Annotated in this window: 24 protein-coding genes and 1 pseudogene; 5 read left to right on the top strand and 20 right to left on the bottom strand. The window is 68.6% G+C overall.

Annotated elements, in window-relative coordinates; all coding sequences use genetic code 11:
- Nucleotides 1-6: 6 nt before the first annotated feature.
- The 4 genes and pseudogenes from TY25_RS40235 to TY25_RS43790 form a co-directional block, all read right to left on the bottom strand.
- Nucleotides 7-228 (bottom strand): aminoglycoside adenylyltransferase domain-containing protein, encoded by a 222-nt coding sequence (locus tag TY25_RS40235; protein ID WP_052382697.1) that lies wholly within the window; start codon nt 226-228, stop codon nt 7-9.
- Nucleotides 229-296: 68 nt separating this feature from the next.
- The gene (locus TY25_RS00290; protein WP_042253231.1) at nt 297-635 is read right to left on the bottom strand and encodes a YciI family protein; all 339 of its coding nucleotides are present in this window, start codon (nt 633-635) and stop codon (nt 297-299) included.
- Between the two features lie 112 nt (nt 636-747).
- Entirely contained in the window at nt 748-1311 is a 564-nt protein-coding gene (locus TY25_RS00285; protein WP_226887558.1) for a class I SAM-dependent methyltransferase, read from the bottom strand.
- A gap of 59 nt (nt 1312-1370) precedes the next feature.
- Nucleotides 1371-1568: pseudogene (locus TY25_RS43790) on the bottom strand (SAM-dependent methyltransferase); the annotation flags it as partial.
- Between the two features lie 88 nt (nt 1569-1656).
- On the opposite strand from TY25_RS43790, the gene TY25_RS00280 reads away from it, so the two are divergent.
- Nucleotides 1657-2232 (top strand): TetR/AcrR family transcriptional regulator, encoded by a 576-nt coding sequence (locus TY25_RS00280; RefSeq protein WP_226887473.1) that lies wholly within the window; start codon nt 1657-1659, stop codon nt 2230-2232.
- Between the two features lie 30 nt (nt 2233-2262).
- Here TY25_RS00280 and TY25_RS00275 read toward each other — a convergent pair whose 3' ends face one another.
- The 12 genes from TY25_RS00275 to ligD all read right to left on the bottom strand — a co-directional run bounded on the left by TY25_RS00275 (nt 2263) and on the right by ligD (nt 15027).
- On the bottom strand, nt 2263-3357 hold the full coding sequence (locus TY25_RS00275) for a methyltransferase (protein WP_042253230.1): 1095 nt from the start codon (nt 3355-3357) through the stop codon (nt 2263-2265).
- A gap of 182 nt (nt 3358-3539) precedes the next feature.
- Nucleotides 3540-4070: a pyridoxamine 5'-phosphate oxidase family protein gene (locus TY25_RS00270; RefSeq protein ID WP_042253229.1), complete on the bottom strand. Its 531-nt coding sequence runs from the start codon at nt 4068-4070 to the stop codon at nt 3540-3542.
- A 37-nt stretch (nt 4071-4107) separates the two neighbouring features.
- Nucleotides 4108-6651 (bottom strand): cytochrome P450, encoded by a 2544-nt coding sequence (locus TY25_RS00265; RefSeq protein WP_042253228.1) that lies wholly within the window; start codon nt 6649-6651, stop codon nt 4108-4110.
- A gap of 75 nt (nt 6652-6726) precedes the next feature.
- Nucleotides 6727-7485, bottom strand: coding sequence for a MerR family transcriptional regulator (locus tag TY25_RS00260; RefSeq protein WP_029899794.1), 759 nt, complete (start codon nt 7483-7485; stop codon nt 6727-6729).
- A 69-nt stretch (nt 7486-7554) separates the two neighbouring features.
- Nucleotides 7555-9060, bottom strand: a complete 1506-nt coding sequence (locus TY25_RS00255) for a flavin-containing monooxygenase (RefSeq protein WP_088606969.1) — start codon at nt 9058-9060, stop codon at nt 7555-7557.
- A gap of 10 nt (nt 9061-9070) precedes the next feature.
- Nucleotides 9071-9991, bottom strand: a complete 921-nt coding sequence (locus TY25_RS00250) for a reductase (RefSeq protein WP_042253251.1) — start codon at nt 9989-9991, stop codon at nt 9071-9073.
- A gap of 7 nt (nt 9992-9998) precedes the next feature.
- Nucleotides 9999-10904 (bottom strand): SDR family NAD(P)-dependent oxidoreductase, encoded by a 906-nt coding sequence (locus TY25_RS00245; protein WP_042253226.1) that lies wholly within the window; start codon nt 10902-10904, stop codon nt 9999-10001.
- Between the two features lies 1 nt (nt 10905).
- Nucleotides 10906-11892, bottom strand: coding sequence for an alpha/beta hydrolase (locus tag TY25_RS00240; protein WP_042253225.1), 987 nt, complete (start codon nt 11890-11892; stop codon nt 10906-10908).
- A gap of 135 nt (nt 11893-12027) precedes the next feature.
- Entirely contained in the window at nt 12028-12447 is a 420-nt protein-coding gene (locus TY25_RS00235) for a hypothetical protein (RefSeq protein WP_042253224.1), read from the bottom strand.
- A gap of 48 nt (nt 12448-12495) precedes the next feature.
- Nucleotides 12496-12852, bottom strand: a complete 357-nt coding sequence (locus TY25_RS00230) for a nuclear transport factor 2 family protein (RefSeq protein ID WP_042253223.1) — start codon at nt 12850-12852, stop codon at nt 12496-12498.
- A 153-nt stretch (nt 12853-13005) separates the two neighbouring features.
- Nucleotides 13006-13956: a D-isomer specific 2-hydroxyacid dehydrogenase family protein gene (locus tag TY25_RS00225; RefSeq protein ID WP_042253222.1), complete on the bottom strand. Its 951-nt coding sequence runs from the start codon at nt 13954-13956 to the stop codon at nt 13006-13008.
- A 96-nt stretch (nt 13957-14052) separates the two neighbouring features.
- Nucleotides 14053-15027, bottom strand: a complete 975-nt coding sequence (ligD, locus tag TY25_RS00220) for a non-homologous end-joining DNA ligase (RefSeq protein ID WP_042253221.1) — start codon at nt 15025-15027, stop codon at nt 14053-14055.
- Nucleotides 15028-15089: 62 nt separating this feature from the next.
- Between ligD and TY25_RS00215 the strand changes: the two genes are divergently transcribed.
- Nucleotides 15090-15329: a DUF6364 family protein gene (locus TY25_RS00215; RefSeq protein ID WP_014982656.1), complete on the top strand. Its 240-nt coding sequence runs from the start codon at nt 15090-15092 to the stop codon at nt 15327-15329.
- The gene (locus TY25_RS00210; RefSeq protein WP_029899785.1) at nt 15326-15634 is read left to right on the top strand and encodes a hypothetical protein; all 309 of its coding nucleotides are present in this window, start codon (nt 15326-15328) and stop codon (nt 15632-15634) included. The genes TY25_RS00215 and TY25_RS00210 overlap by 4 nt, the downstream gene beginning before the upstream one ends.
- A gap of 23 nt (nt 15635-15657) precedes the next feature.
- On the opposite strand, the gene TY25_RS00205 is transcribed toward TY25_RS00210, so the two are convergent.
- Complete coding sequence (locus TY25_RS00205) at nt 15658-17781, bottom strand: RecQ family ATP-dependent DNA helicase (RefSeq protein ID WP_042253250.1); 2124 nt, start codon at nt 17779-17781, stop codon at nt 15658-15660.
- Between the two features lie 280 nt (nt 17782-18061).
- Here TY25_RS00205 and TY25_RS00200 point away from each other — a divergent pair, with 280 nt between their 5' ends.
- Nucleotides 18062-19201: a GGDEF domain-containing protein gene (locus TY25_RS00200; protein WP_042253220.1), complete on the top strand. Its 1140-nt coding sequence runs from the start codon at nt 18062-18064 to the stop codon at nt 19199-19201.
- 64 nt (nt 19202-19265) lie between these two features.
- Nucleotides 19266-19748 carry a hypothetical protein gene (locus TY25_RS00195; protein WP_042253219.1) on the top strand — a complete coding sequence of 161 codons (483 nt, stop codon included), beginning with the start codon at nt 19266-19268 and terminating at the stop codon, nt 19746-19748.
- Between the two features lie 51 nt (nt 19749-19799).
- Here the strand turns inward: TY25_RS00195 and TY25_RS00190 are convergent, their stop codons facing one another.
- From TY25_RS00190 to TY25_RS00180, 3 genes are all read right to left on the bottom strand, one after another.
- Nucleotides 19800-21023: an RtcB family protein gene (locus tag TY25_RS00190; RefSeq protein WP_042253249.1), complete on the bottom strand. Its 1224-nt coding sequence runs from the start codon at nt 21021-21023 to the stop codon at nt 19800-19802.
- Between the two features lie 77 nt (nt 21024-21100).
- Nucleotides 21101-22171, bottom strand: coding sequence for an amidohydrolase family protein (locus tag TY25_RS00185; RefSeq protein WP_042253218.1), 1071 nt, complete (start codon nt 22169-22171; stop codon nt 21101-21103).
- A gap of 1 nt (nt 22172) precedes the next feature.
- Nucleotides 22173-23540: a type I glutamate--ammonia ligase gene (locus TY25_RS00180; protein ID WP_052382696.1), complete on the bottom strand. Its 1368-nt coding sequence runs from the start codon at nt 23538-23540 to the stop codon at nt 22173-22175.
- Nucleotides 23541-23682 lie beyond the last annotated feature (142 nt).

Here is a 23682-nt window from a genome sequence, read left to right as displayed (position 1 = left end):
TCGTCCTCAGGACGCCTCGTATTCCGCGGCGGCCTGCTCGATCCCGGCACGCAGCGTCCGGGCGGTCCGCTCGAGCTGTGCCGCCTGCCCTGCCCAATTCTCCTCGGCCGCACCCAGGTACACGGCTCGCGCATGAGCGAACACCGGCCGGTGCTCCGGCGCGACCCGATCCACCACCCACTCGGCCGCCTTGTCTTTCGCGGCGATCACACCGGTGGCGACGGTCATCCATACCCGGGGCGAGCGTGAGAAGCACGTTGCGCGTATCCCTACCCGCCACTGCCCGAACGAGCCGGTCAGGCGGGGAGGGTGTCGCCGGGGAAGCTGAGGCAGGGGTGGACTTCGCAGTGCATCATCTGGGCCTGGACGCAGGGGTCCGCGTTCATGACTTCTTCGGCTTCCTCCGGTGCCACGGTCATGATGGCGATGCCGGCCACGGTGTCGGAGACGACCGGGCAGAGGATGGCGATGATGCCGTCGGCGCGCAGCGTCACCATGCGGCGCTGGTGTTCGAGTTCGGTTGCGGCGGCGCCGTCCATGTGTCGTTGCGGGCCCCAGTGCAGAATGGCGACGCTGTAGGGCTTTGCGGAGGCGGCCAGCTGTTGGATCTGCTCGTCTGTGATGGTTGTGGTCATCGGTTCCTCGATCTCGTCGCACGGTGTGATCGGTGTTTTCCGAGACTGTAACGAGGCGTAAGGATGTCGGGGGCCAGAGATCGGATAGCCGGTCGGCGAACAATACGAGCAATCAATCTGCTCTGGTCGCGGTGACCATGACGGTCGTGTATCGGCAGACGAAATCGCCTCCCGTTCGATCGATGACCGCGCCGAGGCCGGCGAGCACCTCGTCCAGTACAGCCGGTGCCAGGCGGGTCGTGGCGCCGGTGGTGGCGGAGTAGTCCAACCATTCGTCGCGGGTATAGCGCTGGGTCCACTCGAAACGTTGCTGTCGCGGCTCGTCGAACGCGGCTGTTCCGCGGATACCGTCGGCAGCTTTGTCGCACATCGCCGTGTAGATCTCGACGCTGGATACTTTGGGCAGGTGCGCGATGGGGGATTCCGGCACCACGCGGCGGAAGACCTCGGCGAGTGCCTGTTCCAGTTCAGGCGGTGGTTGTTGCACGTTCCAGAAAAGGGCGAGGGTGCCGCCCGGCCGCAGGGCATCGGCCGCCTTGTGCGCGCCCGCGACGGGATCGACCCAGTGCCAGGTCTGCCCGGCGACGGCGGCGTCGAAGCTGCGCCCGGCCGGGTCCCACCTCTCGAAGGTGGACACTTCGACCTCGGCGCCCCGGTGACGTGCGAATTCGGCCATGCGTTATCGGGTTCGACGCCGAGGACGGTGCAGCCGGCGGCTTGGAACTGGCGTGCGACGATGCCGGTGCCGGTGCCGATATCGAGGACGCGCGGTCCTGGACTGGCGTCGACGACCGCCGCGACGAGTTCTGCGGGATAGCGCGGACGGCACCGGTCGTAGCGCGCGGCATCGATACCGAATGATTCCGCGATCGCGCGGACTCGATGGGACTCGAGCTGAGGGGAGGGCGATTGCCCCGACGGTATAGTGGGCATGTGCCCACTGTAAATGGGCAAGCGCCCACTCGGCAAGGGTGGCTTCGACTGATGAAGGGAGATGTACACGGTGCCAACGGGAGTCGCCATGCGTGACGTGCGCGCACAGTTGTTCGACGCCGCCGAACGGATCATGCGCCGGGATGGGCCGAGCGCACTGACCAGTCGGGCGGTCACCACCGAGGCCGGGTGTGCGAAAGGCGTGCTGCACCGGCATTTCGCCGACTTCGACGACTTCCTGGCCGAGCTGGTGCTGGATCGTGTCGCCGAGTTGGAACAGCTCTCGGCCGCACTGTATGTGTCGGCGGGCACCGGCTCTGTCGTCGAAAACCTCTCGGACGCACTGACATCGATATTCGAGACGGTCGCGGTGGCGATCGTCGGCCTGGTCACGTTCCGGGACGAGTTGCGCGCCAGGCTACGTCACCGCTGGTCGACCGGGCTGCCGCTGCTGTCGGAGGCGACGGCGATGCTGGCGGAGTATCTCGCCGCTGAACGCGTGCACGGCCGGATTGCGGAGAATGCCGATATCGACGCGCTCGCACCCGCTTTGATCGGCACGGGGCACCTGCTGTTCGCCGACCGCACGGGACCGCCGCCGGATACCGCCGCCGTCATGCGGGTGGTGACCGCGGTGGTCGGTGGTGCGTTGACCGCCGAGTAGACATCCGGCAGGCGTACGCGGCGAACGAATTCAGCTCGGTACGGCCTCGAGAATATTGTCCGGCGACACCGTCGGGATCACCCGCTGCAAGGTGAACCCATAGCGCGCCAAGAACTCTCGATACTCCGCGGCCGTGCGTTCGCGCCCGCCGACGTTCACCAGCATCTCCAGATCCACGAACTTGCCCGGGTGCGGGTGATTGTTCTCCGGCAGCACCAGTTCGACGATCACCAGGCGCGCATCGGGTTTCATCGCCGCGCGGACCGCGCGCAAGATGCGTCCCGCATCCTCTTCCGGCCAGTCGTGCAGGATGTGCTTGAGGATGTAGACGTCGCCGCCCTGCGGCACCGTGTCGAAGAACGAGCCGCGCTCGATGGTGCACCGCTCGGCCACACCGCGCGCGGCGAGATGGTCGGCCGCGGCCTCGGCGACCTCGGGTAGATCGAACAGGACGCCGGTGGATTCCGGTGCGCTGCGCAAGATTTCGGCGATGAGCGTGCCCTCTCCGCCGCCGATATCGACGACGGTGCCGAAGCGGGTGAAATCGTAGGCGGCGAGCAGCGGCCCGAGCGAGAGGGTGCCGATGCTGGTCATCGCGTTGTCGAAGAGCCTGCCGAGTTCGCGGTTGGCCTGCACGTGCTCGAAGAACGACATACCGTGCAGCGCTTGGCCGACCGGCTTACCGGTACGCACCGCGTCGACCAGGTGCGACCAGTGGTCGCGGTGCAGTGCGGAGCCGAAGAACAGCGCCGCGTCGCGCAGCGAAACGGCACTGTCGCGGCGCAATGCCTTGCCCATCGGCGTGAGCGCATACCTGCCGTCGCGGCGACGGGCGAAGATGCCGTAGGCGATGAGCAGGCGCAGCAGCCGGTGCAGCCCGTCCTCGTCGGCTCCGACCTGTTCGGCCAGGTCGGCCCCGCTGCGCGGGCCGTCCGCGAGCGCGTCGGCGATGCCGAGTTCGGCGGCGGCGTGGATCGCCTGGGTGAGCCATCCGGCGGCGAGCAGTTCCATCACCGCGATATGGCCGGGTACCAGCTTGCGATAGGCGACCGCCACCCCGTAGCGGATCAGTTCGACGGCGCGGACCACCACCTGCGGCGGAACTCTCGATTGCCCGGGTGCCATGGGTGGCTCCATCCCCTCGACGGTCGGCACCGCCGGATCAGCGCGGTACCCGTGCCGGCGCCGTCGCCGCACCAGTGCTCACCGAGCTCCGCGCTGGTGCGCTGTGAACAACGCGCCCCACGTAGCGTACGTGGTCCGTATCCGCTCGGCAGGGCGATCCGGGCGCGGCCGGGGCGATGCGCTCAGAACGTCCAGCGGGTCGCGCCGCCGGGTTCCACCATGGACAGGGCCGTCGCCGACCGCGCGGTGATCCGGTAGACGTGCCATGGCGGCGGTCCCGCCGACGGCGCGCTGTACTCGGCGGTGAGCGCCTGCCCGGTCGCGTCGGGGGCGGCGGGCCACCCGTCCGCGGCGTACTTCGCGGCGACCTCGGCCACCACCGCCGGGTCGGTGACCTGACTCGCCGTCCCCTCGATGACCAGATCGAAGTCATGCAGCGAGAGGCTGACCGCGCAGCGCGGATCACGAGCGAGATTGCAGCCCTTGCGGCTTCGCGCGCCGGTCGTGAACACGACCGCGCCGTCGAGCCACAGCGCGCCCACCGCGGTCATGTGCGGACTGCCATCAGGATCGAGGGTCGTCAGCCAATAGGAGTGCCGGTTCGGACCGCCGGTGTCGGGCGCCTGCGGGATGTTCTGTTCGAGCTTCGCCCGCACGCTCGACCATTCCAGCGCGGGCAGCGAGTAGAGGTCTGCGAGATTCTTGGTGTGCATACCTGTTCTGACGGCGAGACGTCGCGGATCTCATCGGTTACGGAGCGAGATGCAAGACCACCGGGATCCGGGACGGTGCGGGCACGAAATCGCGGTTCGATGCGGTGACCTGGTAGAGCGGGTCAGGGACCGGCTGCCAGTGAGTGAACAGGGCGGCGGTGGCCAGGGTGATGGTCATCAGGGCGAAGTTGCTGCCGGGGCAGTGCCGGTTGCCGACGCCGAACGGCAGGATCGCCTTCTTGTCGATCTCCTCGACTCGGTCGGGGAACCAGCGGTCGGGGTCGAAGGTTTCGGGATCGGGATAGTAGTGCGGGTTGTGGTGGATCAGATACGGGCTGAACACCACCGTCGCGCCGTCGGGCAGGGTCGTCTCGCCCAGCGTGACGGGGCCGTCCGCGGTCTGCGTGCTGACCCACGGGCCCCAGAAGCGCAGCGTCTCTTGGATGACCGAGCGCAGGTACGGCAGTCGCGTGACGTGCTCGGCGGTGACCGGCCCGGCGCCCACGAAATCGTCCAGCTCCCTGCGTATTTCATCGGCGATCCGGGGTTGGCGCATGATCTCGTGCCACACCCAGCCGAGGATCGACGCGGTCGAGCCGACGCCGGCGGCGAGCATCAGCAGCAGCTCATCGATGATCTCTTCGTCGGAGAGCCGGACGCCGGTCTCCGGGTCGCGATGGCGGACCAACTCTGACAGCACATCGTGGAAATCACGGTCGGCACGGCGGTATTCGGCGACCACCGCACCGATCTGGGTGCGCAGCCGGTGCGCCGTGCGCGCGAAGCGGCGGTTCGCCAGCGCCCGCATCCGGCGCACCGGCGGCGGCAGCGCGGCCCGCTGGATGACCTGACCGAGCAGCCACGGGATGCTCTGTTGCACTTCGCGTTTGGCGCGCGCGCCGAAGTCCGCGGTGAACAGGGTCGAGGAGATGATGTCGAGCACCACGCGATGGGCCTCGTCGGCGAGATCGAGTTGCTGTCCGGGGCGCAGCGCCGCCGACCAGGTATTCGCGAGATCCGCTGCGACCACGGCATATTCGTTCAAACGACGTTGTCGCAGTGCGGGCGCGATCAACCGGCGGCGGAGCTCGTGCGGTTTGCCGCTGAGCACATTGGACGCCTCGCGGATGACCTCTGCGATCGCCTCGCGCAACTCCTCGCGGTGGAACTGCCCTGCCTCGCCGAAACCCACCGCGCGGACCAGCTCCGGGGTGGTGAGCAGGTAGGCCGGGCGCGGGCCGAGATAGATCCGCACGATCGGCCCGAGTTCGGCCAGCGAGGTGACGAAACGCAATCCGTCGCGCAGCGCGACCGCCGTGTGACCGATCAGCGGCAGCCGTCCCGGCGCGGTGGGCACGTCCGGAACCTGCTGTGTGGCAGCGGCATACACGTCCAGGATCGACTCGGTCAGCCGGGACTGACGCGCGGATTCGGTGTGCTCGGCGAGGATTTTGCGCATCGGCGCCAGCAGGTCGGGGTCGTCGGCCAATTCCCGCAGCGTGGCCGCGATCGCGGCCACCGACGGGTCGCCGGTGCGGATTCCGCCGCCCTCGGGCACGGTCTCGGCCAGATCGGGATCGCAGTAGACCACCGGAAGCCGCATCGCCGCGGCCTCCAGCAGGGCCATACCCTGTGTGTCGAAACCGGAAGAGGGGAAAAGCAATACGTCGTGGTTCGCCATCGCGGCAAGGCACTCGGCTTGGTCGACCGCGCCGTGCAGCCGTATCCGCGCCCCGAGTCCGCGCGCGTCGATCACCGCTCGCGCGCGATCCTCGAGATCGCCGGAACCGTAGATGTCGAACTCGCAGTTCGGCACCGCGGCCACCGCGTCGAGCGCCTCCAATAGCCGTTTTTCGGCAGACAGCCGGGCGCACCACAGCACGCGCAGCGACCCGGTTGCGGCAGCGGCTGTTTCGGCCGAGCGGGCGGCCTGTGCCCGATCGAGCAGCGCGTCATCGATGCCGTTGGAGATCACCCGCAGCGGACGAGTCAACCCGTGCGCGCGCAGGCGCTCGGCGAAATGGTTGGTCGGCACGATCACCCGATCCGCCGCCTGGGCTTGGCCGACCATGGTGTGCCAGGCGTGCCTGGCCGCCCGGGATTCGTCGTTGCGCGGCATCCGCTCGGGGTGCGCGACGAAGCGGCCGTGCAGCGCACGCATGGTCAGCGCGGCCAGGTAGGGGGCGGGGGAGGTGTGCTGGATGAACACGTCGTCGCGGCTGTGCACGGTGTGCACCACCGGAAGGCCGTGCCTGTGGGCAGCGCGCAACCCGGCGATGGCGACGCCGTAGGTGGTCTGGGTGTGCACGACGTCGACCGGGCGCCGCTCAGCGAACACCGCGTCGATCAGTCGGGCGTTCGACCTGGTCGGCAGCACCATCGCGAACCCGTTCACCACCACACCGCCCAGCGCGGACAGCACCACCACATCGGGGTCGGTGGCCGCGGCGCCGGGCAGCGGCGCGCAGAACAGGGTGACGCGGTGGCCGAGGCGTTCGAGCCCCCGCCGCTGGGCGTGCACCGAGGTCTGGATTCCGCCCATGGTGCCGGGATGGAAGTCGGTGAACAGCGCGACGTGCATGGCACCACGGTACGGACCGAGCGCGCGCTTCGGCGCTCATCAGCCGCTGGTTTCGGCCATTTCCCCGCTGCCTCGCTAGGTGGCCGGATCGGTGCGGGCGCGTTCGCGTTCGGCCGCGGTGGCCAGGTAGTCGCCGAGTTCCCGGCGCAGGGTCACGTCCAGCGAGCGGGCGAGCGTGGCGTGCACCGAGGCGACGGCCAGCTCCCGCATCTTGCTCAACATCGTTGTGGTGTCGGCGATCTCGCTGCTGGTATCGGGCAGCCAGCCGGGGCCGTGCTCATCGATGATGTGCTGTTTGGCGGCCGTGATCATGATGTGGGTGATGTCATCGATCCGGTCGGCCACCTTGGCGTAGATCTCGATGAGCGTGCGCAGTTCCAGCCCGTACTCGTGCAGTTCGGCGAACGAGGTGAGCAACTGCGTGTCGGTGAACACCACGGTGTCGCCCTCGAGCCGCACCAGCTTCATCTCGCGCAGCCGGTCCACCAGCTCATCGGCCTCGGCGCCGAGAATGGTGCCGATCAGCTCCCGGGGCACCTCGAACGTCTCGTCCTTCGACCACGAGGCCGTTACGGCGTGCTGCAGGCCGAGTACCTCGGTGAGGTCCTTGCCGGTCTCCCAACTGGTGATGAAATCGCCGATGTGCGCGGTGGTGAACCCGCGCTGCAACAGCGCGTCGATCAGCCGCAATCGCTCGAGATGCGAGTTGTCGTAGATGCTGGCCCGGCCGTCCTTGCCGATCGGCGGCGGCAGCAGGCCACGCTCCTGATAGGCGCGCACGTTGCGGGTGGTGGTGCCCGCGGCGCGCGCGAGGTCATCGATCCGGTACTCCATCGAACTCACCTCCTCGCCCGCCACGGTGCCGGAGCCGAGTCTATCGCCCCCGCCTCCGGCACCGATCACCTAAGAAACCGCCGCGATCCGCGTCGGACGCACCTGACCGGCCGACGGCACCACCGTGTAGTCGGCGAGGTCGACGGTGCGCAGCTGGTTGACGTACTGGGAGGCGAAGCCCGGGTACATCGTGGCGTTGAAACCGTCCTCGGTGAGATACCAGCTCTTACAGCCCGAGTTCCAGGTGGTGCCGGTGAGTCGGCGCTGCATGCCCTCGTTGTAGCGGTCCTGCCGGTCCTTGCGGACGTCGAGGACGCGCAGATCCTGCTTCAGAATGGTGTCGATGCCCTGCACCAGGTAGTCGATCTGGGCCTCCATGTACACCAGCGCCGAATTGTGGCCCGGCCCGGAGTTCGGCCCGAACGTGAGGAACATGTTCGGATACCCGGACACCGCAACGCTCTTGAATGCGTATGCGCCGCGCGACCATTCGTCGGCGAGCACCCGTCCGTCGCGGCCGACCACCGGAATCGGCGTGCCGGTCTTGGACACATCGAACCCGGTCGCGAACACGATGCAATCCGCCTGGTGCTCAATGCCTTCCGCGGTGCGGATACCGCGCTCGGACAGCGTGGCGATGGGCCAGGTGATCAGCTTGCAGTTGTCCCGTTGCAGCGCGGGGTAGTAGTCGTCGGTCATCAGCAGCCGCTTGCAGCCCGCCCGGAAATCCGGCGTGAGCTGCCTGCGCAGCCACGGATCCTTGACCTGCCTGCGCAATTGGGCCTTGCCGACCAGCTCGACCACCCGGGTGAGCGGGGTGTTCCAGACCACGCCGAGCGCGACCGACTCGTGCCCGTAGAACCAGGCCTGCCGGGCCAGCTGCTCGGCGGCGGGCACCCGGCGGTAGAGCTCCCTGGTGACCGCGTTGGTCCGCCTGTTCACCCTTGGCAGCACCCACCCTGGCGTGCGCTGGAAGACCTTGACCGAGGCGGCCTTGTCCACCAGCTCCGGAATGATCTGCACCGCACTGGCTCCGGTGCCGACGACGGCGACCTTCTTGCCGGTGAAGTCGTAGTCGTGATCCCACCGGGCGCTGTGGATCTTGTGCCCGGCATAGCTTTCGATGCCGCGAATGTTCGGGAAGCCGGCGTTGGCCAGCGGACCCGAGGCGAGCACCACGGTGCGGGCGAGCACGGTGTCGGCGCGGCCCTCGACCGAGATCTCCCACCGCCCGGCCGCTTCGTCGAAGACGATGCCGGTCACGTTGTGGCCGAACCGCAGATGCGGCGCGAGCCCGAACTCCGCCACCATCGTCTCGATGTAGCCGAGGATCTCGTTGCTGCCCGAATAGGTGTGCGACCAGTCCGGGTTCGGCGCGAAGCTGTAGGAGTACAGCCGGGACGGAATATCGCACGCCGCACCGGGATAGGTGTTGTCGCGCCAGGTGCCACCGATGGATTCGCCCCGCTCGAAGATGGCGAAGTCGTCGATGCCCTTCTGCTTCAACCGAATCGCGGCACCGATACCGGCGAATCCGCCACCGATGATCGCGACGTCCAGGGTCTTGTTCGTCATTGCCATCCCGTCAGGCCGCCGGCTCGTAGGTGACTTCCTTGACCCAGGTCGGGTCGCGGCGCAGCAGGGCCTTGGGCACCCGCGCGGTGATCTTCACCAGTGCGTCGGCGAACAGGTGGTACGGGTGGCCGCGGTCGATCACCCAGCCGCCGTGCATCTTCACGATCTGGTACATCGGCAGCCGGCGCGCGAACTCGCTGCGCTCGCCGACATTGGCGTAGCGCTTCAGCGCGGAGTACAGCTTCTCCTCGTCGACGCCCATCTCGACGATGTTGTCGCGCATCTTGTTCAGCAGCGGCACGTAGCTCAGCACGCCGATGATCAGCGAGGGCTTCATCCAGCCGCCGACCAGGTCGATGAACAGCTTGCGGGCCTGGGAGTGGCCGAGCAGATCCATCACCGCGAAATCGACGGCCAGATGCCGGGATTCGTCGTTGTTGATCTTCTTGAAGGCTTCCTGGCAGACCGGGTCCTCGATCTCGTCCATGATGAACTTGACCAGCGCGCCGTCGAGGGCGACCTCGAGCATCGGGATCACGGTGCCGAGGAAAGACAGCGACATGTCGTCGGCGTACTTGTCCAGGAAGTCGATCACCAGCTTGACGTTCACGTTCGGCTGCGGGATCTCGTCACCGTCGAGCATGCCCCAGCGCCGCATCAGCGCCAGCTCGGCATTGGCGTGACGCTGTTCCTCGGCGTGGAAGTACCGGTAGATCTCGCGCAGCGTTTCGGTGGGCGCCTTCTTCGCCATGGCGGCGAAACCGCGCGCGCCCACGTTCTCGATCCACATCAGGTCGGCCATGAACGGCTTGAGCCGGGCGTGCAATTCGGGCGAGATCGTCTCGGCACCCGGTGCGTCCCAGTCGATATCGGCCAGCGCCCACTGCCGGTTCTTGATCTTGGTGAGCATGTCGTCGAAGTCCATTGCGATGGCCATGTCAGACTCCTGTCTTGTCGGTGACCGAAGCGTGGTCGGTGGCGGGGGAGTTGTCCTGCGGCAGTACGCGATCCAGGAGGCCGAGAACGTAGGTGTACTGGGCGGGGAAGTAGCGCTTGAGCCGCCAGATCACATGCGCGTCCAATTGCGGCAGCACGTAGAGCTGTCCGCGATCGTGCGCGTCGAGGGTGTTGCGGGCGACCGTCTCGGGGGAGAATCCGGTCCAGCGCATCAAGGTGTCGGCCAGCCGCGCGGACTGCTGGGTGATCCGGCCGTCCTTGGCCACGTTGGTTTTCACGAACGTCGGGCACAGCACGGTGAGGGCGACGCCGGTGCCGCTCAGCTCGGCCGCCATCGTTTCCGACAGCGCGAGCACGCCCGCCTTCGACACGTTGTACACGGCCATCGAGGGCGCGGCGGTGAAGGCCGCCGCGGACGCGACATTGATGATGCCGCCGCGGCGGGCCGCGCGCAGCTTCGGCGTGAACACCTCACAGCCGTGCACCACGCCCCACAGATTGATGCCGAGGGCCCATTCCCAGTCGTCGAATCCGACCTGGCCGACCCGGGTTCCGCCGATGCCGACGCCGGCGTTGTTGATCACCAGGGTGACCGGACGCTCGAACAGTGATTCGGCAAATCGCGCAAGGTTTTCCACGTCTTCGCGCTGCGCGACATCGCAGCGGAACGCGTGCGCGACACCGGGGAATTTGCGCTCGATCAGGGCGACGGTCTCGTCGGCCCGCGCCTCGTCGATATCGGCGCAGATCACGTGGCCGCCGCGATTGGCGATCTCGACCGCGAAGGCACGGCCGATGCCGCTGCCCGCGCCGGTCACCACCGCTCGCGCGCCGTAGCTGCGCCGCGGTCGATTACCAAGGGGCAGCAGGTTTTCCAGTCCGAACATGTCAGCTCACCTTTTCCGAGACGGGGTGGGAGGCCAGTGCGGCGGACAGGAAGTCGGCCGCGCGCGTCAGGGCTCGGCCGGCCTCGGGCACCAGCAGCGGCAACGCCTGGAAGACGTGCATCTGGCCCGGCCAGACCTCTAGATCGGCGCTACCGCCCGCGGCGCGCACCATCGCGCACAGCGCCCGTGCGTCGGCGCGCAGCATTTCGGCGCCGCCGACCTGCACCAGCATCGGCGGCAATGCGAGGCCGTCGGGGATGCTCAGCCGCACCCGCGGTGCGTCGGCGGGCAGGCCGCGGGTGTACATGGCGGGCATCCGGCTCGCCGCCGCGGCCGTGATGAGCGGATCCGGTTGCTGCCGTTCCTGTTCGGCGGCGAGACCGAGGGTGAGATCGAGTAGAGGCGAGAACAACGCGACACCGGCCGGAGTGGCCATGCCGCGACGGCCGTTCTCCACGAGCAAGTCGAGCGCGAGGTGCCCGCCCGCCGAATCACCGGCGAGCACAAGGTTTTCCGGGGCATAGCCTTGCTCGAGCAGCCAGTTGTAGCCTGCCTCGACGTCATCGGCCGCGGCCGGGAAACGATGCTCGGGGGCGAGCCGATAGTCGATGACGAAGACGGGCAGGCCGGTCTTGCGGGACAGTTGGGCGGCGAGCGCGCGGTGGGTTCGGGCGGAGCAGATCACGTAGGCGCTGCCGTGCAGGTAGTAGAGCGCGCGCGGGCCGAACGACACACCGGCGGCGCGGACCCATTCCCCGCGCACCGCGCCGGCCTGTACCGGCGTGACCTGCGTACCGTTCGGCACCGGACCCCCGACGGCCATGAAGGTGGCGACGAGCTTGCGGGCGAACCAGACTCCCGGCGCGTTCATCGGCACCGCGCAGTTGAGCTGCCGCAGGCCGAAGCGGGTGGCCGTCGCGGCGAGCGTCGCCTGCACGGATGGTGCCGTGGGTACGCCGGGAACCGAGGTCCTCGTTGACCTTGTCATGTGCCCAGAATCATCCATGAATGTGCCAGTTGTCAATGGCACATTTATTGCAGGCTGTTTACTGGTGGTCTTGACCTGCAAAAACGACCGGGGTACCAGCAGGTCTGCTGGTACCCCGGTCGGGTTTCGGTGGGTTCAGGACGCTTTGCGCAGACCCAGGTACTGGAGGGCGGCGAAACCGCCGACGGTCGCCGCCTGCATGACCGCCCACACCGCGCCGACCATGTTCAGGTCCAGGGCGCCTTCGAGCAGGGCCGCGAGGCTGACGACGGCCCAGGCCGAATTGGCCGCGATCACGGCGCGGGTGGCTCCGGTGCTGATCGTGGACCGGGTGCCGATGATCGCCACCGCGAGACCGTACAGCGTGAGGAAGACGCCGATCGGGATACCGATCTCGGTGTTCAGGCCGAGCAGCGACTCCAGCGGCTTGGCGAGAGCGAGATAGGCCAGGCCGTTGACGCCGGTGACCACCGCGTCCAAGCGGAGCGAGAGACGGAGCAGCTTCGGGCCGGGGGCGAGCACGGAGGACAGGTAGGACGGGGCGGTGGTGGTCATGGCGGTGCCATCCTTCGGTGAATCAGATTGGGGGAGAGGGAGTTTCGATCAGGCAGTGGCGGGGACGCGGTCCAGGAAGCCGTACACGTTGGCGATCTTGCCCTGCTCGAGCACGGCCACGTCGAAGCCGACGACGACGGCGGGCGCGTCGGCCGGGCCGAGCTCCCAGGTGAACCGGACCTGGTCGTGATGCGCGTCCACCGGACCGGCCAGCCGGAACGTCCAGCCGGGGAATTGTGCTTGCGCGGCGGCGATTCCCGCGTCGATGGCGTCGTGGCCGATGACCGACATCAGGGGGTCGGTGTAGCCCGCGGTCTCGGTGAACACCCGGGCCACCGCGGCCTTGCGCGCTGCGGCGTCGGTGGTGTTCCAGGCTTCCAGGTACTGGGCGACGATGGTGTCCATGATGAGCTCCTTCGGGGCTGTGATCTGCGGTTTCGCTGTCGTTGTGCTGACACGAACTACGTTATGGCCGCAGGGGGGTGCCCCGAATCAGTCATCTATAAGTACTTTTCGCGCTTCTATACGTATGCCCAGTCGCTCGGCGTAGGTATAGGGCTAGTAACCGCGTTCCGGATCAACCGGCGCGAGCAGTTCCTCGCCCGCGACGAACCGTCGCACATTCGCGCCGACATGGTCGGCGAAGGCGGCCAGCCGCAACTGTGGCGGATTCGAATCATGCGGCGTGACAATGGCATTCGGCAGTACCCAGAGCGGATGTCCATCCGGCAGGGGTTCCGGATCGGTGACGTCGAGCCCGGCGCCGGCGATCGCCCCGGAGGCCAGCGCGGTGACCAGCGCGTCGGTGTCGATCAGGCTGCCGCGAGCGATGTTGACGATCCACGACGACGGTTTCAGTCGAGCCAGCACGTCGGCGTCGATGAGGTGGGTGGTCGCGGGCGTGGCCGGCGCGGCGACGACCACATGGTCGGTGCGCGCCCACACCCTGGAGAGCTGATCGGTGGAGATCGTCTCGATCGTGTCCGGGATGCCGGGGCCGGTGACCGGGTTGCCGGAGCGGTTCACCGCGATCACGTGCGCACCCAACGGGATCAGCATCGGGATCAGCGCGCGGCCGATGCCGCCCGCGCCGACGATCGTGACGGTCTTGCCGCGCAGCGACCCGATATGCGGGACGAAGTCCTGCTGCCGCCAGCTCGCCGCGCGCAGCTGCTCGGGCAGGTAACGCACCCCGGCGAGCAGCAGCATCAGCGCGTGCTCGGCCACGCTGGCCGCGAAAGCGCCTGCGGCGGAAGTGAATCGAACCTTCGGATGGTTCGCGATAATGCCCGCGTCGAACCATTGCTCGACACCCGCCGCGGGCAGCTGCACCCATTCGACCGAGGCGGGCAGCTCGTCGGGGAACTGTCCCGGCGTGCCCGCCCAGATCAACCCGCGAGCCTCGGCCAGATCGGTCACCTGCGCGCCGGCCTCCGCCACCGCCTTCGCCAACAGCGCGGGCGGTGGGTCGGCGGGTCCGATCGCTATCGCTGCTGCCGGTCGGTGCACGGAAATGGACCTCCTTCGAAGCAGTGCGACGGATTCGCGCGGCACCGTCGATCAGTGCCCCAGCGACGTTATCACCGCTGGCCAGACGGGCTCGGGTCACTCCTGGTCGAGGTCGGTTTCCTGCTCCAGGTCGGCGTCGACCTTGTCGCGGTCGGCCCACTCGAGCAGCCGGTCGATCTCGAAGACCGCGTCATCGATGCCCGCGTGCAGATCACCGAGTTCGGCGAAGCGAGCGGGGACGGTCCGCATGGTGAAATCCCGTGGATCGATATCGGGGATCTCGTCCCAGCGGACCGGGGTGGAGACGGTGCCCGCCGGCACGCCGCGCACCGAATAGGCGGCGGCGATGGTGTGGTCGCGGGCGTTCTGGTTGTAGTCGACGAACAGCATCGCGGGATCGCGGTCCTTGCGCCACCAGGTGGTGGTGACGTCGTCGGGTGCGCGGCGCTCGACCTCGCGGGCGAAGGCGAGCGCGGCGCGCCGCACATCCTGGAAACCCCACTGCGGCGCGATCCGCACGTAGACGTGTAAACCCTTGCCGCCGGAGGTTTTCGGCCAGCCGACCGCGCCGAGTTCGTCGAGTACCTCCTGCACGACGCCCGCGACCCGCTGCACTCGCGACCATGGGCAGTCGGGCATCGGATCCAGGTCGATGCGCCATTCGTCCGGGCTCTCGGTATCGGCCGCGCGTGAGTTCCACGGATGGAACTCCACGGTCGACATCTGCACCGCCCAGATGACATCGGCCAATTCGTGCACGCACAGCTCGTCGGCATGCCTGCCGTACCGGGGGAAGAAGACGCGCACCGTGGGAATCCAGTCCGGCGCACCCGCGGGCAACCGCTTCTGATGCACCTTGTCCCCGGACAGTCCTTTCGGGAACCGGTGCAGCATGCACGGCCGATCACGCAGCGCGCGGACGATACCGTCGCCGACGCTCAGGTAGTACTGCACCAGGTCGAGCTTTGTCGCACCGGACTCCGGGAAGTACACCCGGTCCGGGTTGCTGATGCGGACTGTGCGGTCGCCGACATCCAATTCGATGGCCGACGCCGCCGACTTGCTGGCCACGGGTCCGACGATAGCCGATCGAGCGCCCGCGCCGAGTGCATCGATCTGGTATGCATGTGAGTATGAGCAAGGCGACGCGTGTCACGGTGACGTTGGACCCGCAGGTGGCCGAATGGGCAAAACAGGCGGCCGACCAGCAGAAACGCAGCTTGTCCTCGGTGATCAACGCCTCGCTGCGGTCCGCGCTCGTGCACGACAGCCTGGCCAAGCTCGCCGTCGACGAGGAAGCCGAACGCGCCGCCGCCTACGACGACGTGCACGTCACCGAGGCCGCCGAAGCCGACGCCCGCGGCGCGGCATGAGGCGCGGACAGATCTGGCGTTACTCTCCGGCGCTCAGCGACGGCACCCCGCTGCCCAGACGCATGACGGTGGTGCTGGTCTCCGATTCCGCGGTGATCACCTCCCCGTACCGCTGGCTGCACGTCGTCCCGCTCCGCGAGGCAGACCCCGGCCACGTGCTCGCCACGCACACCGAACACGGTTGGGCCGACACCCTCGAACTACACCGCGCCTACCGCCCGTGGCTCGCCGAGCATCTCGGCGAACTCACCGCCGCCGAATGCGAATCCCTCGACGCCCGCCTCCGCGCCACCCTCAGCCTGTAGCGCTGCGGGTTGGCGTGCTGCCGCTAGGTCACCGAGGCGAGGGCGAAGGGGAGGACGGCGTCCGCGCCCGCTTTGCGCAGGGCGTGGGCGGCGAGGGTGAGGGTCCAGCCGGTGTCGGAAAGGGTGTCCACCAACAGGATCGGGCCTTCGACTGCGGTGAGGTCGGGGACGTCCCAGGAGTCGTAGAGGCCCGCGACGCGGTGCGCGGAGTTGGCGGCCGAGACCGGGGGACGGTCGGGGCGCGTCGGCAGCGTACCCAGATCGTCGAGGCGGCCCACTTCGGCGAGACGGGCGGCGAGGGTCGCGGTGAGCACCGGGTAGCGCGGGGAGGCGAGGGCCATGACGGAGGTGGGGCGGGTCGCCCAGTTCCAGTCGCGCAGTACGGCGATACAGGCGTCGAAGACCGCGTCGGGGATCGGGTCGTCGGGTCCGTCGAGCAGCGCTCGCAGGCGCTGGCCCCAGCCCAGGTCGGTCAACCTGCCGAGCACCCGGCCGGTCTCGGCGCCGTCGGTGATCTTGCCGGACAACGGAACACCGAGTTTCGCCATGCCCGTCGGCCACTGCTTGCGCGGGCTGAGGTCGAGTCCGGGCCGATCGAGGCGGGCCCGGGTCGCGGCGACCGCCGCGGCGTCCACCGAGACATCGGGACGGGTGCCGGTGCAGTTGTCGCACCGCCCACAGCCGGGTGAATCCGACGACGCCGCAGGCAGTCCGGGATCGTCGAGCTGGCGGCGCAGGAATTCCATCCGGCATTCGGCGGTCGACTGATAGTCGATCATCGCCTGCTGTTCGACCTCCCTGGCCGCGGACAACCGCTCGTAGCGTTCGGTGTCGTAGGTCCACGGCTGCCCGGTGCTGAGCCAGCCGCCGCGCACCCGGCGCACCGCACCGTCCACGTCCAGCACCTTGAGCACCATCTCCAGGCGGGACCGGTTCAGCTCCACCATCGGTTCCAGCGCGACGGTGGACAGGGGGCGGTCGGTGTCCAGTGCGTCCAGCACCGCACGCACGATGTGCTCGCGCGGAAACGCCACGGAGGCAAAGTAACTCCAGATCCGCGCGTCTTCCGGACCGGGCAGCAGCACCACCTCGGCCCGGGCGGTGCCGCGACCCGCGCGACCCACCTGCTGGTAGTAGGCGATGGGCGAGGACGGCGCACCGACGTGCACGACGAAGCCGAGATCGGGTTTGTCGAAGCCCATGCCGAGCGCCGAGGTGGCGATGAGCGCCTTCACCTCGTTGTTCAGCAGCGCCGCTTCCAGCGCTTCGCGTTCGGCCGGATCGGTCTGGCCGGTGTACGCGGAGACCGTGTGCCCGTGCGAGTTCAGCACGTCGGCCAGGTCGTGCGCGGCGGCGACGGTGAGGGTGTAGACGATGCCCGAGCCGGGCAGCCGGTGCAGCTGCGCGCTGAGCCAGGCGGTGCGTTCCACCGCGTCGTCGAAGCGGACCACCGACAGGTGCAGCGATTCGCGGTCCAGCGTGCCGCGCAACACCAGGGTGTCGGTGCCGATCTGCGTCGCCACGTCGGTGACCACGCGATCGTTGGCGGTCGCGGTGGTGGCCAGGACCGGCACCTCGGAGCCGAGGTCGGCGATGAGGGTCCGGATGCGGCGGTAATCGGGCCGGAAGTCGTGGCCCCAGTCCGACACGCAGTGCGCCTCATCGATCACCACGAGACCCGCGTCGGCGGCGAGCTTGGGCAGCACCTGATCGCGGAAGTCCGGATTGTTCAACCGTTCCGGGCTGACCAGCAGCACGTCGACCGCGCCCGCGGCGACCTGGGTATGTATTTCATCCCATTCGGTCATATTGCCCGAATTGATGGTCGCGGCAACCACTCCCGCCCGCTGCGCCGCCGCCACCTGGTTGCGCATCAGCGCCAGCAGTGGGGACACGATCACCGTCGGACCCCGACCGGCGCCCCGCAGCAGCTTCGCGGCGATGAAGTACACCGCCGACTTACCCCAGCCGGTGCGCTGCACCACGAGTGCCCGGCGCCGCTGCACCACCAGCGCTTCGATCGCGGTCCACTGGTCCTCCCGTAGCCGGGCCTGCGGACCGGCCAGCTCACGCAGCAGGGCTTCCGCGCGCTCGCGCAGGTCGGGTGCGGTGAGGTCGATCGCCGGGACATCGGTCGCCGTGGTCATGCGCTCCATCGTGCCCGACGGTACCGACACTCCTGGCGCGCGTCGCGTCCGCCCGCCCCCTGCGCGCCTGTCGCGTCCACTACCACCGGCGAGGGCGACGCGCCGAATCCCGTTCGAAACGGTCGGTATATCCGGGGTTCAGAACTCGTGATGTGCCTTACACTGCCTGAATTGCTGTGACGTCGCCGGGTCGAGTCCGGCGTCGGGTGGCGGTATTCACCGCATCGGGTGCGCTTTTCGTGGAGATACGAGGATTCGTCGACGCCGAGGACTTGTGGCAATGAACGAGCGGAGCAAACGAGGTGCGGCGCTGACCGACCACCTCCAGCTGCTGCGGGACTGGTGGCGCGACGGCGTCGACTATCGCTGGGTGGTGAACGCTCTGGAGTCCCGCTCCGCGCTCGGGGTGGTGAAGATCGCGATCGGATTGTGCGGCCTGGCAACGCCGTTCATCAGCGTGCTCACCGTGACCTCGCCGGCGGGCCCGGACACGCTCCTCGGCCGGACGGTGCTCTGGTGCATCGCGGCGCTGTCGGTCGTGTGGGTCGCGCGCTGGTGGTTCCTGCCCTGGCCGAACGTGCTGGAATCGCTGGTGCTCATCGCGGCCGGCGATGTGTGCGTCACGGTGGTCTGTCTGCTGAGTCCCGGTTACGTGGTGCGCTCGGTCGGCATGCTGCTCCTGCTGATCGTCGGGATCTATGTCAGCGCTTTCCACAGTCCGCGGCTGCTCGCCGTGCACACCGCGTGGTCGCTCGCCTCGGCCGTGGTGCTCGCCGTGCCGCTGTTCGGGGACGGCGACCCGGCCTCGGCGGCCATCATGATCCTCGGCATGGTCGCGGCGACGGTGGTGGCGCCGGGCCTGCAGTTCTGTTACTGGGTGCTGCGCACCGACATGCTGTCCGATCCGCTGACGACGTTGCTCAGCAGGCGCGGTTTCGAATACCACTCCTCGCTGGTGGTCGCTCGCCCCGGCCCGGTTCCGGTCTGTGTCCTGATGGCCGACCTCGATCGGTTCAAGGTCGTCAACGACACCTTCGGACATCACGCGGGAGACAAGGTGCTGGTGACGACCGCGGAACGGTTGCTGCACAACGCACCGGCGGACAGCATCGTGTCCCGGCTCGGCGGTGAGGAATTCGCGATCGTCGCGCGCCTGTCGCTGCCCGACGCGCTCGACGCCGCGGAGCGGTTGCGCGCCGCCCTCGCCGCGCCGATGGGATCGATCTCGGTGACCGCCAGCATCGGCCTGTCGATCGGCGAGGCGGACGTGGTCGGCTTCCACCGCACCCGCCGGCTGGTGCAGGATCTGATCCGCTGCGCGGACAGCGCGATGTATCAGGCGAAACAGCGGGGCGGCAACACCGTCGTGGTCGAGAACATCGCCGCGCTGTACGGCGTCGACACTCGCGACTCGGCGTGACGGACGCCGGGGGAGAATAGGTCTGGGAAGATTCCCGGCGCCGGGGACCCGCAGGAGGGCAACCATGTCGAGCAACTATCAGCCGCCCGCGGGCTGGTCACCGCCGGGCACGCAGTTCCAGACCCGCAGCGGCTTCGGGCGGACACTGATCGGGTCGGTGGTCGGACTAGTGGTGACGCCGATCGGGATCGGCCTCGCCGCGCACGGTGCGCTGGACACCCGGCAGTGGGTGCTGCTCGGCACCGCCGCCGACCGGTGGGGTTCGAACTTCCAGATCATCGGCGGCGCGGTGCTGCTGTTCCTGGTCGCCGCGCTGGCCGCGTTCTCGCCGGTCGGCACGGCCATAGCCGGCCTGGTGTGGGGTTTGATCCCCGGCCTGTTGCAGATCCTGTTCCCGGAGGACACCTATCGGCAGATCGAGAACCTGCCGGAGCTGTCCGACGATTTCCATCTCGCCCTGCACAATTGGGTGCTGAACGGTTTCGCGCTGATCACCGGCCTGTTCCTGATCGGCGCCGGGATCGCGGCCACCCTGCGGCGCAGGTAGATCCGGGCCGCGCGCCCACGGATGTGGTGCACGCGGCCCGGAGTCAACGGCTCAGCCCTTGACGCACAGCACCTGCCGCAGCGTCGCGACGACGTCGACCAGATCCCGCTGTGCGGCGATCACCTCGTCGATGTCCTTGTAGGCGGCCGGGATCTCGTCCACCACACCGGCGTCCTTGCGGGACTCGACGCCCTCGGTCTGCGCGACCAGGTCGGCGACGGTGAACTGCTTCTTCGCCGCGTTCCGGCTCATCCGCCGGCCCGCACCGTGCGAGGCCGACTGGAACGAGGCCGGATTTCCCTTGCCGCGCACCACATATGAGCGGGTACCCATCGAGCCCGGGATCAGCGCGAGATCGCCCGCGCCGGCCCGCACCGCGCCCTTACGGGTCACCAGCATCGGAACGCCGTCGATGAGTTCCTCCGCCACATAGTTGTGGTGGCAGGAGATCGGCTGCTCGAAACGTACTTCGCGCGCGGCGAACTCGTCCCGCACCGCGCGGCAGACCAGGGCGAGCATCACCGCACGATTACGCGCGGCGTACTCCTGCGCCCAGGTCAGATCGCGCCGGTAGGCCGCCATTTCCGGTGTGCCGGAAAGGAACACCGCCAGATCGCGATCGGGCAGGTCGACGTTGTGCGGCAGCGTGCGTGCGACGGCCATGTGCCGCTCGGCGAGTTCCTTGCCGATGTTGCGGCTGCCCGAATGCAACAGGATCCACACCGCGTCGTCCTGGTCGAGGCAGACCTCGATGAAGTGGTTGCCGCCGCCCAGCGTGCCCATCTGCTTGTGCGCCTTGGCCTCTCGTGCCCGCACGCCGTCGTCGAGCGAGGCGAACGAACCCCAGAAGCGATCCCAGCCCGTGCGCAGGGTCGCGGTGCTCGCACCCAGCGCGGTGACTTCGGCGCCGAGCTTGGCCACATTGACCGCGTCGTCGTGCGCGGAGAAGCCCACCGGCACCGCCGCCTCGATCCGGGACCGCAGCGACCGCAGGTCGTCGGGCAGGTCGGCGGCCGTGAGATCGGTCTTGACGCTCTCCATGCCGCACCCGATGTCCACGCCGACCGCTGCGGGGGACACCGCGTCCTTCATCGCGATCACCGAACCGACCGTCGCACCTTTGCCGAGGTGCACGTCCGGCATCACGCGGACGCCGTGGACCCAGCGCAGCGCGGCGATATTCCGCAGCTGTTGCAGCGCCGCCTGTTCGACGGCGTGCTCCTCGGCCCACATCAGCGTCTGCGCCCGGGTACCGCGCAGCTCGACGGGAAACATCGGTTCGATCCTCTCGTTGTCGTTACTGCTCAACGGTAGGGATCAGGTCTGCGCAGTGCACTCGATTAAATGCCGGTTCACCGTGCCGGTGTGCTCGGGTACGCCGCCTCGGCGTTGCTGTGGGCGATGCCCGCGGCGAGGCGTTCGGCGTCGGTGGTGGTGATCACGTCGTCGGCGATCCACTCGTCCAGGAGCCGCCCGAGACCGCGCCGCCACCAGAGCGCGCCGAGGTAGTGCAGCTCCGGCAGTCCGTAGCCGTCCGAGGAGTAGCACAGCGACCGGAACGGTGCCAGCTCCAGGGCTTCGGCCAGCACCGCCTGGGCGCGATGCCCCACGTACGGCACGGTGAGCCCGACATCCATCCGGACGTGCGCGAACGCGTGCGCCAGATACGCGGCGTTGCGATGGAACGGCCAGCAGTGCAACAGCATCACCGTCAGGCCGGTGTCCGCGGTCTTGCGCAGAAAGTCGGTGAGCAGCAACGGATCCGCCCGGTGCAGCCGCAGGTCGGTATCGCCGAAGCCGGTGTGGAACTGCAGCGGCAGACCGTATTCGGCGCCGATCCGCGCACCGAGACCGACCAGCCAGCCGAGCAGGTCGGGGTCGGCGAGCCTGCGTTCGGGCAGGACCGCGCGCGGCGGCCGATCCCGCAGCGGGAAGTCCAGGCCACACCGATAGGCCACGATGGTCTTGAGTCCCACCGCCTCACGTGCCCGCGCTCGCAGCCGTGACTCGATCTGCTCGAAGACCTCCCGGCCCGCGCCGACCTCGGCGATGACCTGCTCCGCGACCTGTTCGATGCGCACGATCTCGCGCACCTCGCCGTCGGTGAGCGCGCCGAAATCCGCTGTGCCGCCGCCATATCCGGTGTCGAGGAACCAGCTGGTCGTCCCGGTCGCGCGGAGCAGGCGGACCGCGGTCTCACGCCAGCCCAGCTCGGCCCGATGGGACAGGTAGGCATCCGCGCCCACATGCGGCGGTAGGTCGAGGGCCGGTGCGCACCAGCGGCGGACGGCGAGCCCGATCGAGGAGTCGAAGGTGCCGGTCGGCCCTTCGCTGAGCAACTGCTCGAAACCGGGACGATCGAGATCAGCGGGTACCACGCCGTGGCAATGATGATCGGTCAGGGTGAGTCCGTCGGTCAGCACGTCAGAACCGCCAGCGAGTCAGCGCGACAAGCTCTTCCGGGCTGGTGTCCCGGTAACGCGCCGCTTCGGCGCGGCGCACGGTGAGCAGGGCGTCGTGCAGTTCGGGGCCCATCGCGTCGGCGAGCACCGCAGAATCGGCCAAACGCTCGGCGGCTTCACCGGAGTTGGTCGGCAACCGTCGTACGCCGGCGATCATCAAGCGCTCGGCGTCGAAATCCACCGGGTCGCCGGTGATCTCGGCGGGCAGCCGCAGCCCCTCGGCGATCCCGGCCAGGCCGGCCGCGATGATCGAGCCCACGATCAGATACGGATTCCCGGTCGCGTCGAAGCATTTGACCTCAGCGTTGGCTGCCCACTCCTCGGTGCCGCGCACTCCGGTGACGAAACGCAGTGCCGCTTCGCGGGTTTCCCGCCCCCAGCACTGCCAGGCCCCCGCCCAGCGGGACGGCACCAGGCGTAGGAAACTGGCCGGATTGCCCGCGCCGACCGCGACCAATGCGGGCAACTCCCGGAGTATTCCGGCGAGGAAGGCCTCGCCGGCGGCGCGCATACCGTAGGGGCCCTCGCCGGTGGCGAACAGCGGCCCGTCGTCGTCCTGTGCCGAAAAGTGCAGGTGTGCACCGGAACCGGCACCGGCGGGGTCGATGCAGGGGGCGAGTTGAGCGCGCCAGCCGTACTGCGTGCTGACCTGCCGGATGGTGTGCCGTACCAGGATCGCGTCGTCGGCGGCACCGACCGGGTCGGAAGGCTGCACGGACAGTTCCAGTTGGCCGGGTGCGTACTCGGGATGGAACTGGTCGACGAGGATGTCCTGCCGCTCCAGCACCGCGACGAGTTCGCGCGCGTAATCGGCGACCTGTCCGAGCCGCACCAGGCCGTAGGCGGGCCCGTGGAGGGCGGGGGTGAACTCGGTGGTGTCCTGGCCGACGGACCACTCCGTCTCGAACGCCATGGACAGCCGTAGCCCCGCTGCGCGGGCCGCCGCGGCCTGACGCGTGGCGAACCCGCGTTGGCAGGCCACGAACGGGGTGCCGTCCTGGGTGTATTTGTCGGCGGGCGCCCAGGCCCAGCCGGGTTGGCAGGCGAGTTCGGTGAGCATGGACAGGTCCGGGACCAGCCGCAGGTCGCCGTCCGGACCGCCCAGGTATTTGCCGACCGTCATCAGGTCGTCGAACGCGAAGGTTTCGAAGCAGGGCGAGACCCCGACGCCGAACCGGGCGGCTTGCGCGAGCCGGCGCATCGGCACGGTTTTCACCCTGGTGATCCCGGCATTGTCGACGAAGGTGAGGGCGACGATATCGGCGTCCAACCTGCCGATCAGTGCCTCGTGGTCGTCCTCGGACGGTATGCGCTCCGGCATGGTCGGCATGAACGTCAACGATAGCCCGCGGGTCCGGTCGGGGGAACAACCCCGCCGGGTCGAACCCGGTGTCGCCCAGGGGATTCGCGTGCGGGGGCGGGCTGTTCCGGCCGGGAACGATCCACCGTTCGCCGGGTCGCCCGTCGGCCGG

This window comes from Nocardia brasiliensis NBRC 14402, assembly GCF_000308475.2.
GTDB lineage: Bacteria > Actinomycetota > Actinomycetes > Mycobacteriales > Mycobacteriaceae > Nocardia > Nocardia brasiliensis.
The sequence above is the reverse complement of the archived record's forward strand: the minus strand, read 5'-3'. Positions and strand labels throughout refer to the sequence as shown.

What these genes read in the sequence shown, in the direction of transcription:
- TY25_RS00270 (WP_042253229.1), bottom strand. Translation starts at nt 4,070, where the DNA reads ATGCACACCAAGAATCTCGCAGACCTCTACTCGCTGCCCGCGCTGGAA.
- TY25_RS00215 (WP_014982656.1), top strand. Translation starts at nt 15,090, where the DNA reads ATGAGCAAGGCGACGCGTGTCACGGTGACGTTGGACCCGCAGGTGGCC.
- TY25_RS00210 (WP_029899785.1), top strand. Translation starts at nt 15,326, where the DNA reads ATGAGGCGCGGACAGATCTGGCGTTACTCTCCGGCGCTCAGCGACGGC.
- TY25_RS00290 (WP_042253231.1), bottom strand. Translation starts at nt 635, where the DNA reads ATGACCACAACCATCACAGACGAGCAGATCCAACAGCTGGCCGCCTCC.
- TY25_RS00180 (WP_052382696.1), bottom strand. Translation starts at nt 23,540, where the DNA reads ATGCCGACCATGCCGGAGCGCATACCGTCCGAGGACGACCACGAGGCA.
- TY25_RS00230 (WP_042253223.1), bottom strand. Translation starts at nt 12,852, where the DNA reads ATGGACACCATCGTCGCCCAGTACCTGGAAGCCTGGAACACCACCGAC.
- TY25_RS00195 (WP_042253219.1), top strand. Translation starts at nt 19,266, where the DNA reads ATGTCGAGCAACTATCAGCCGCCCGCGGGCTGGTCACCGCCGGGCACG.
- TY25_RS00200 (WP_042253220.1), top strand. Translation starts at nt 18,062, where the DNA reads ATGAACGAGCGGAGCAAACGAGGTGCGGCGCTGACCGACCACCTCCAG.
- TY25_RS00280 (WP_226887473.1), top strand. Translation starts at nt 1,657, where the DNA reads ATGCGTGACGTGCGCGCACAGTTGTTCGACGCCGCCGAACGGATCATG.
- TY25_RS00245 (WP_042253226.1), bottom strand. Translation starts at nt 10,904, where the DNA reads ATGTTCGGACTGGAAAACCTGCTGCCCCTTGGTAATCGACCGCGGCGC.
- TY25_RS00275 (WP_042253230.1), bottom strand. Translation starts at nt 3,357, where the DNA reads ATGGCACCCGGGCAATCGAGAGTTCCGCCGCAGGTGGTGGTCCGCGCC.
- TY25_RS00190 (WP_042253249.1), bottom strand. Translation starts at nt 21,023, where the DNA reads ATGTTTCCCGTCGAGCTGCGCGGTACCCGGGCGCAGACGCTGATGTGG.
- TY25_RS00235 (WP_042253224.1), bottom strand. Translation starts at nt 12,447, where the DNA reads ATGACCACCACCGCCCCGTCCTACCTGTCCTCCGTGCTCGCCCCCGGC.
- TY25_RS00255 (WP_088606969.1), bottom strand. Translation starts at nt 9,060, where the DNA reads ATGACGAACAAGACCCTGGACGTCGCGATCATCGGTGGCGGATTCGCC.
- TY25_RS00285 (WP_226887558.1), bottom strand. Translation starts at nt 1,311, where the DNA reads ATGGCCGAATTCGCACGTCACCGGGGCGCCGAGGTCGAAGTGTCCACC.
- TY25_RS00205 (WP_042253250.1), bottom strand. Translation starts at nt 17,781, where the DNA reads ATGACCACGGCGACCGATGTCCCGGCGATCGACCTCACCGCACCCGAC.
- TY25_RS00240 (WP_042253225.1), bottom strand. Translation starts at nt 11,892, where the DNA reads ATGACAAGGTCAACGAGGACCTCGGTTCCCGGCGTACCCACGGCACCA.
- TY25_RS00260 (WP_029899794.1), bottom strand. Translation starts at nt 7,485, where the DNA reads ATGGAGTACCGGATCGATGACCTCGCGCGCGCCGCGGGCACCACCACC.
- TY25_RS00265 (WP_042253228.1), bottom strand. Translation starts at nt 6,651, where the DNA reads ATGCACGTCGCGCTGTTCACCGACTTCCATCCCGGCACCATGGGCGGA.
- TY25_RS40235 (WP_052382697.1), bottom strand. Translation starts at nt 228, where the DNA reads ATGACCGTCGCCACCGGTGTGATCGCCGCGAAAGACAAGGCGGCCGAG.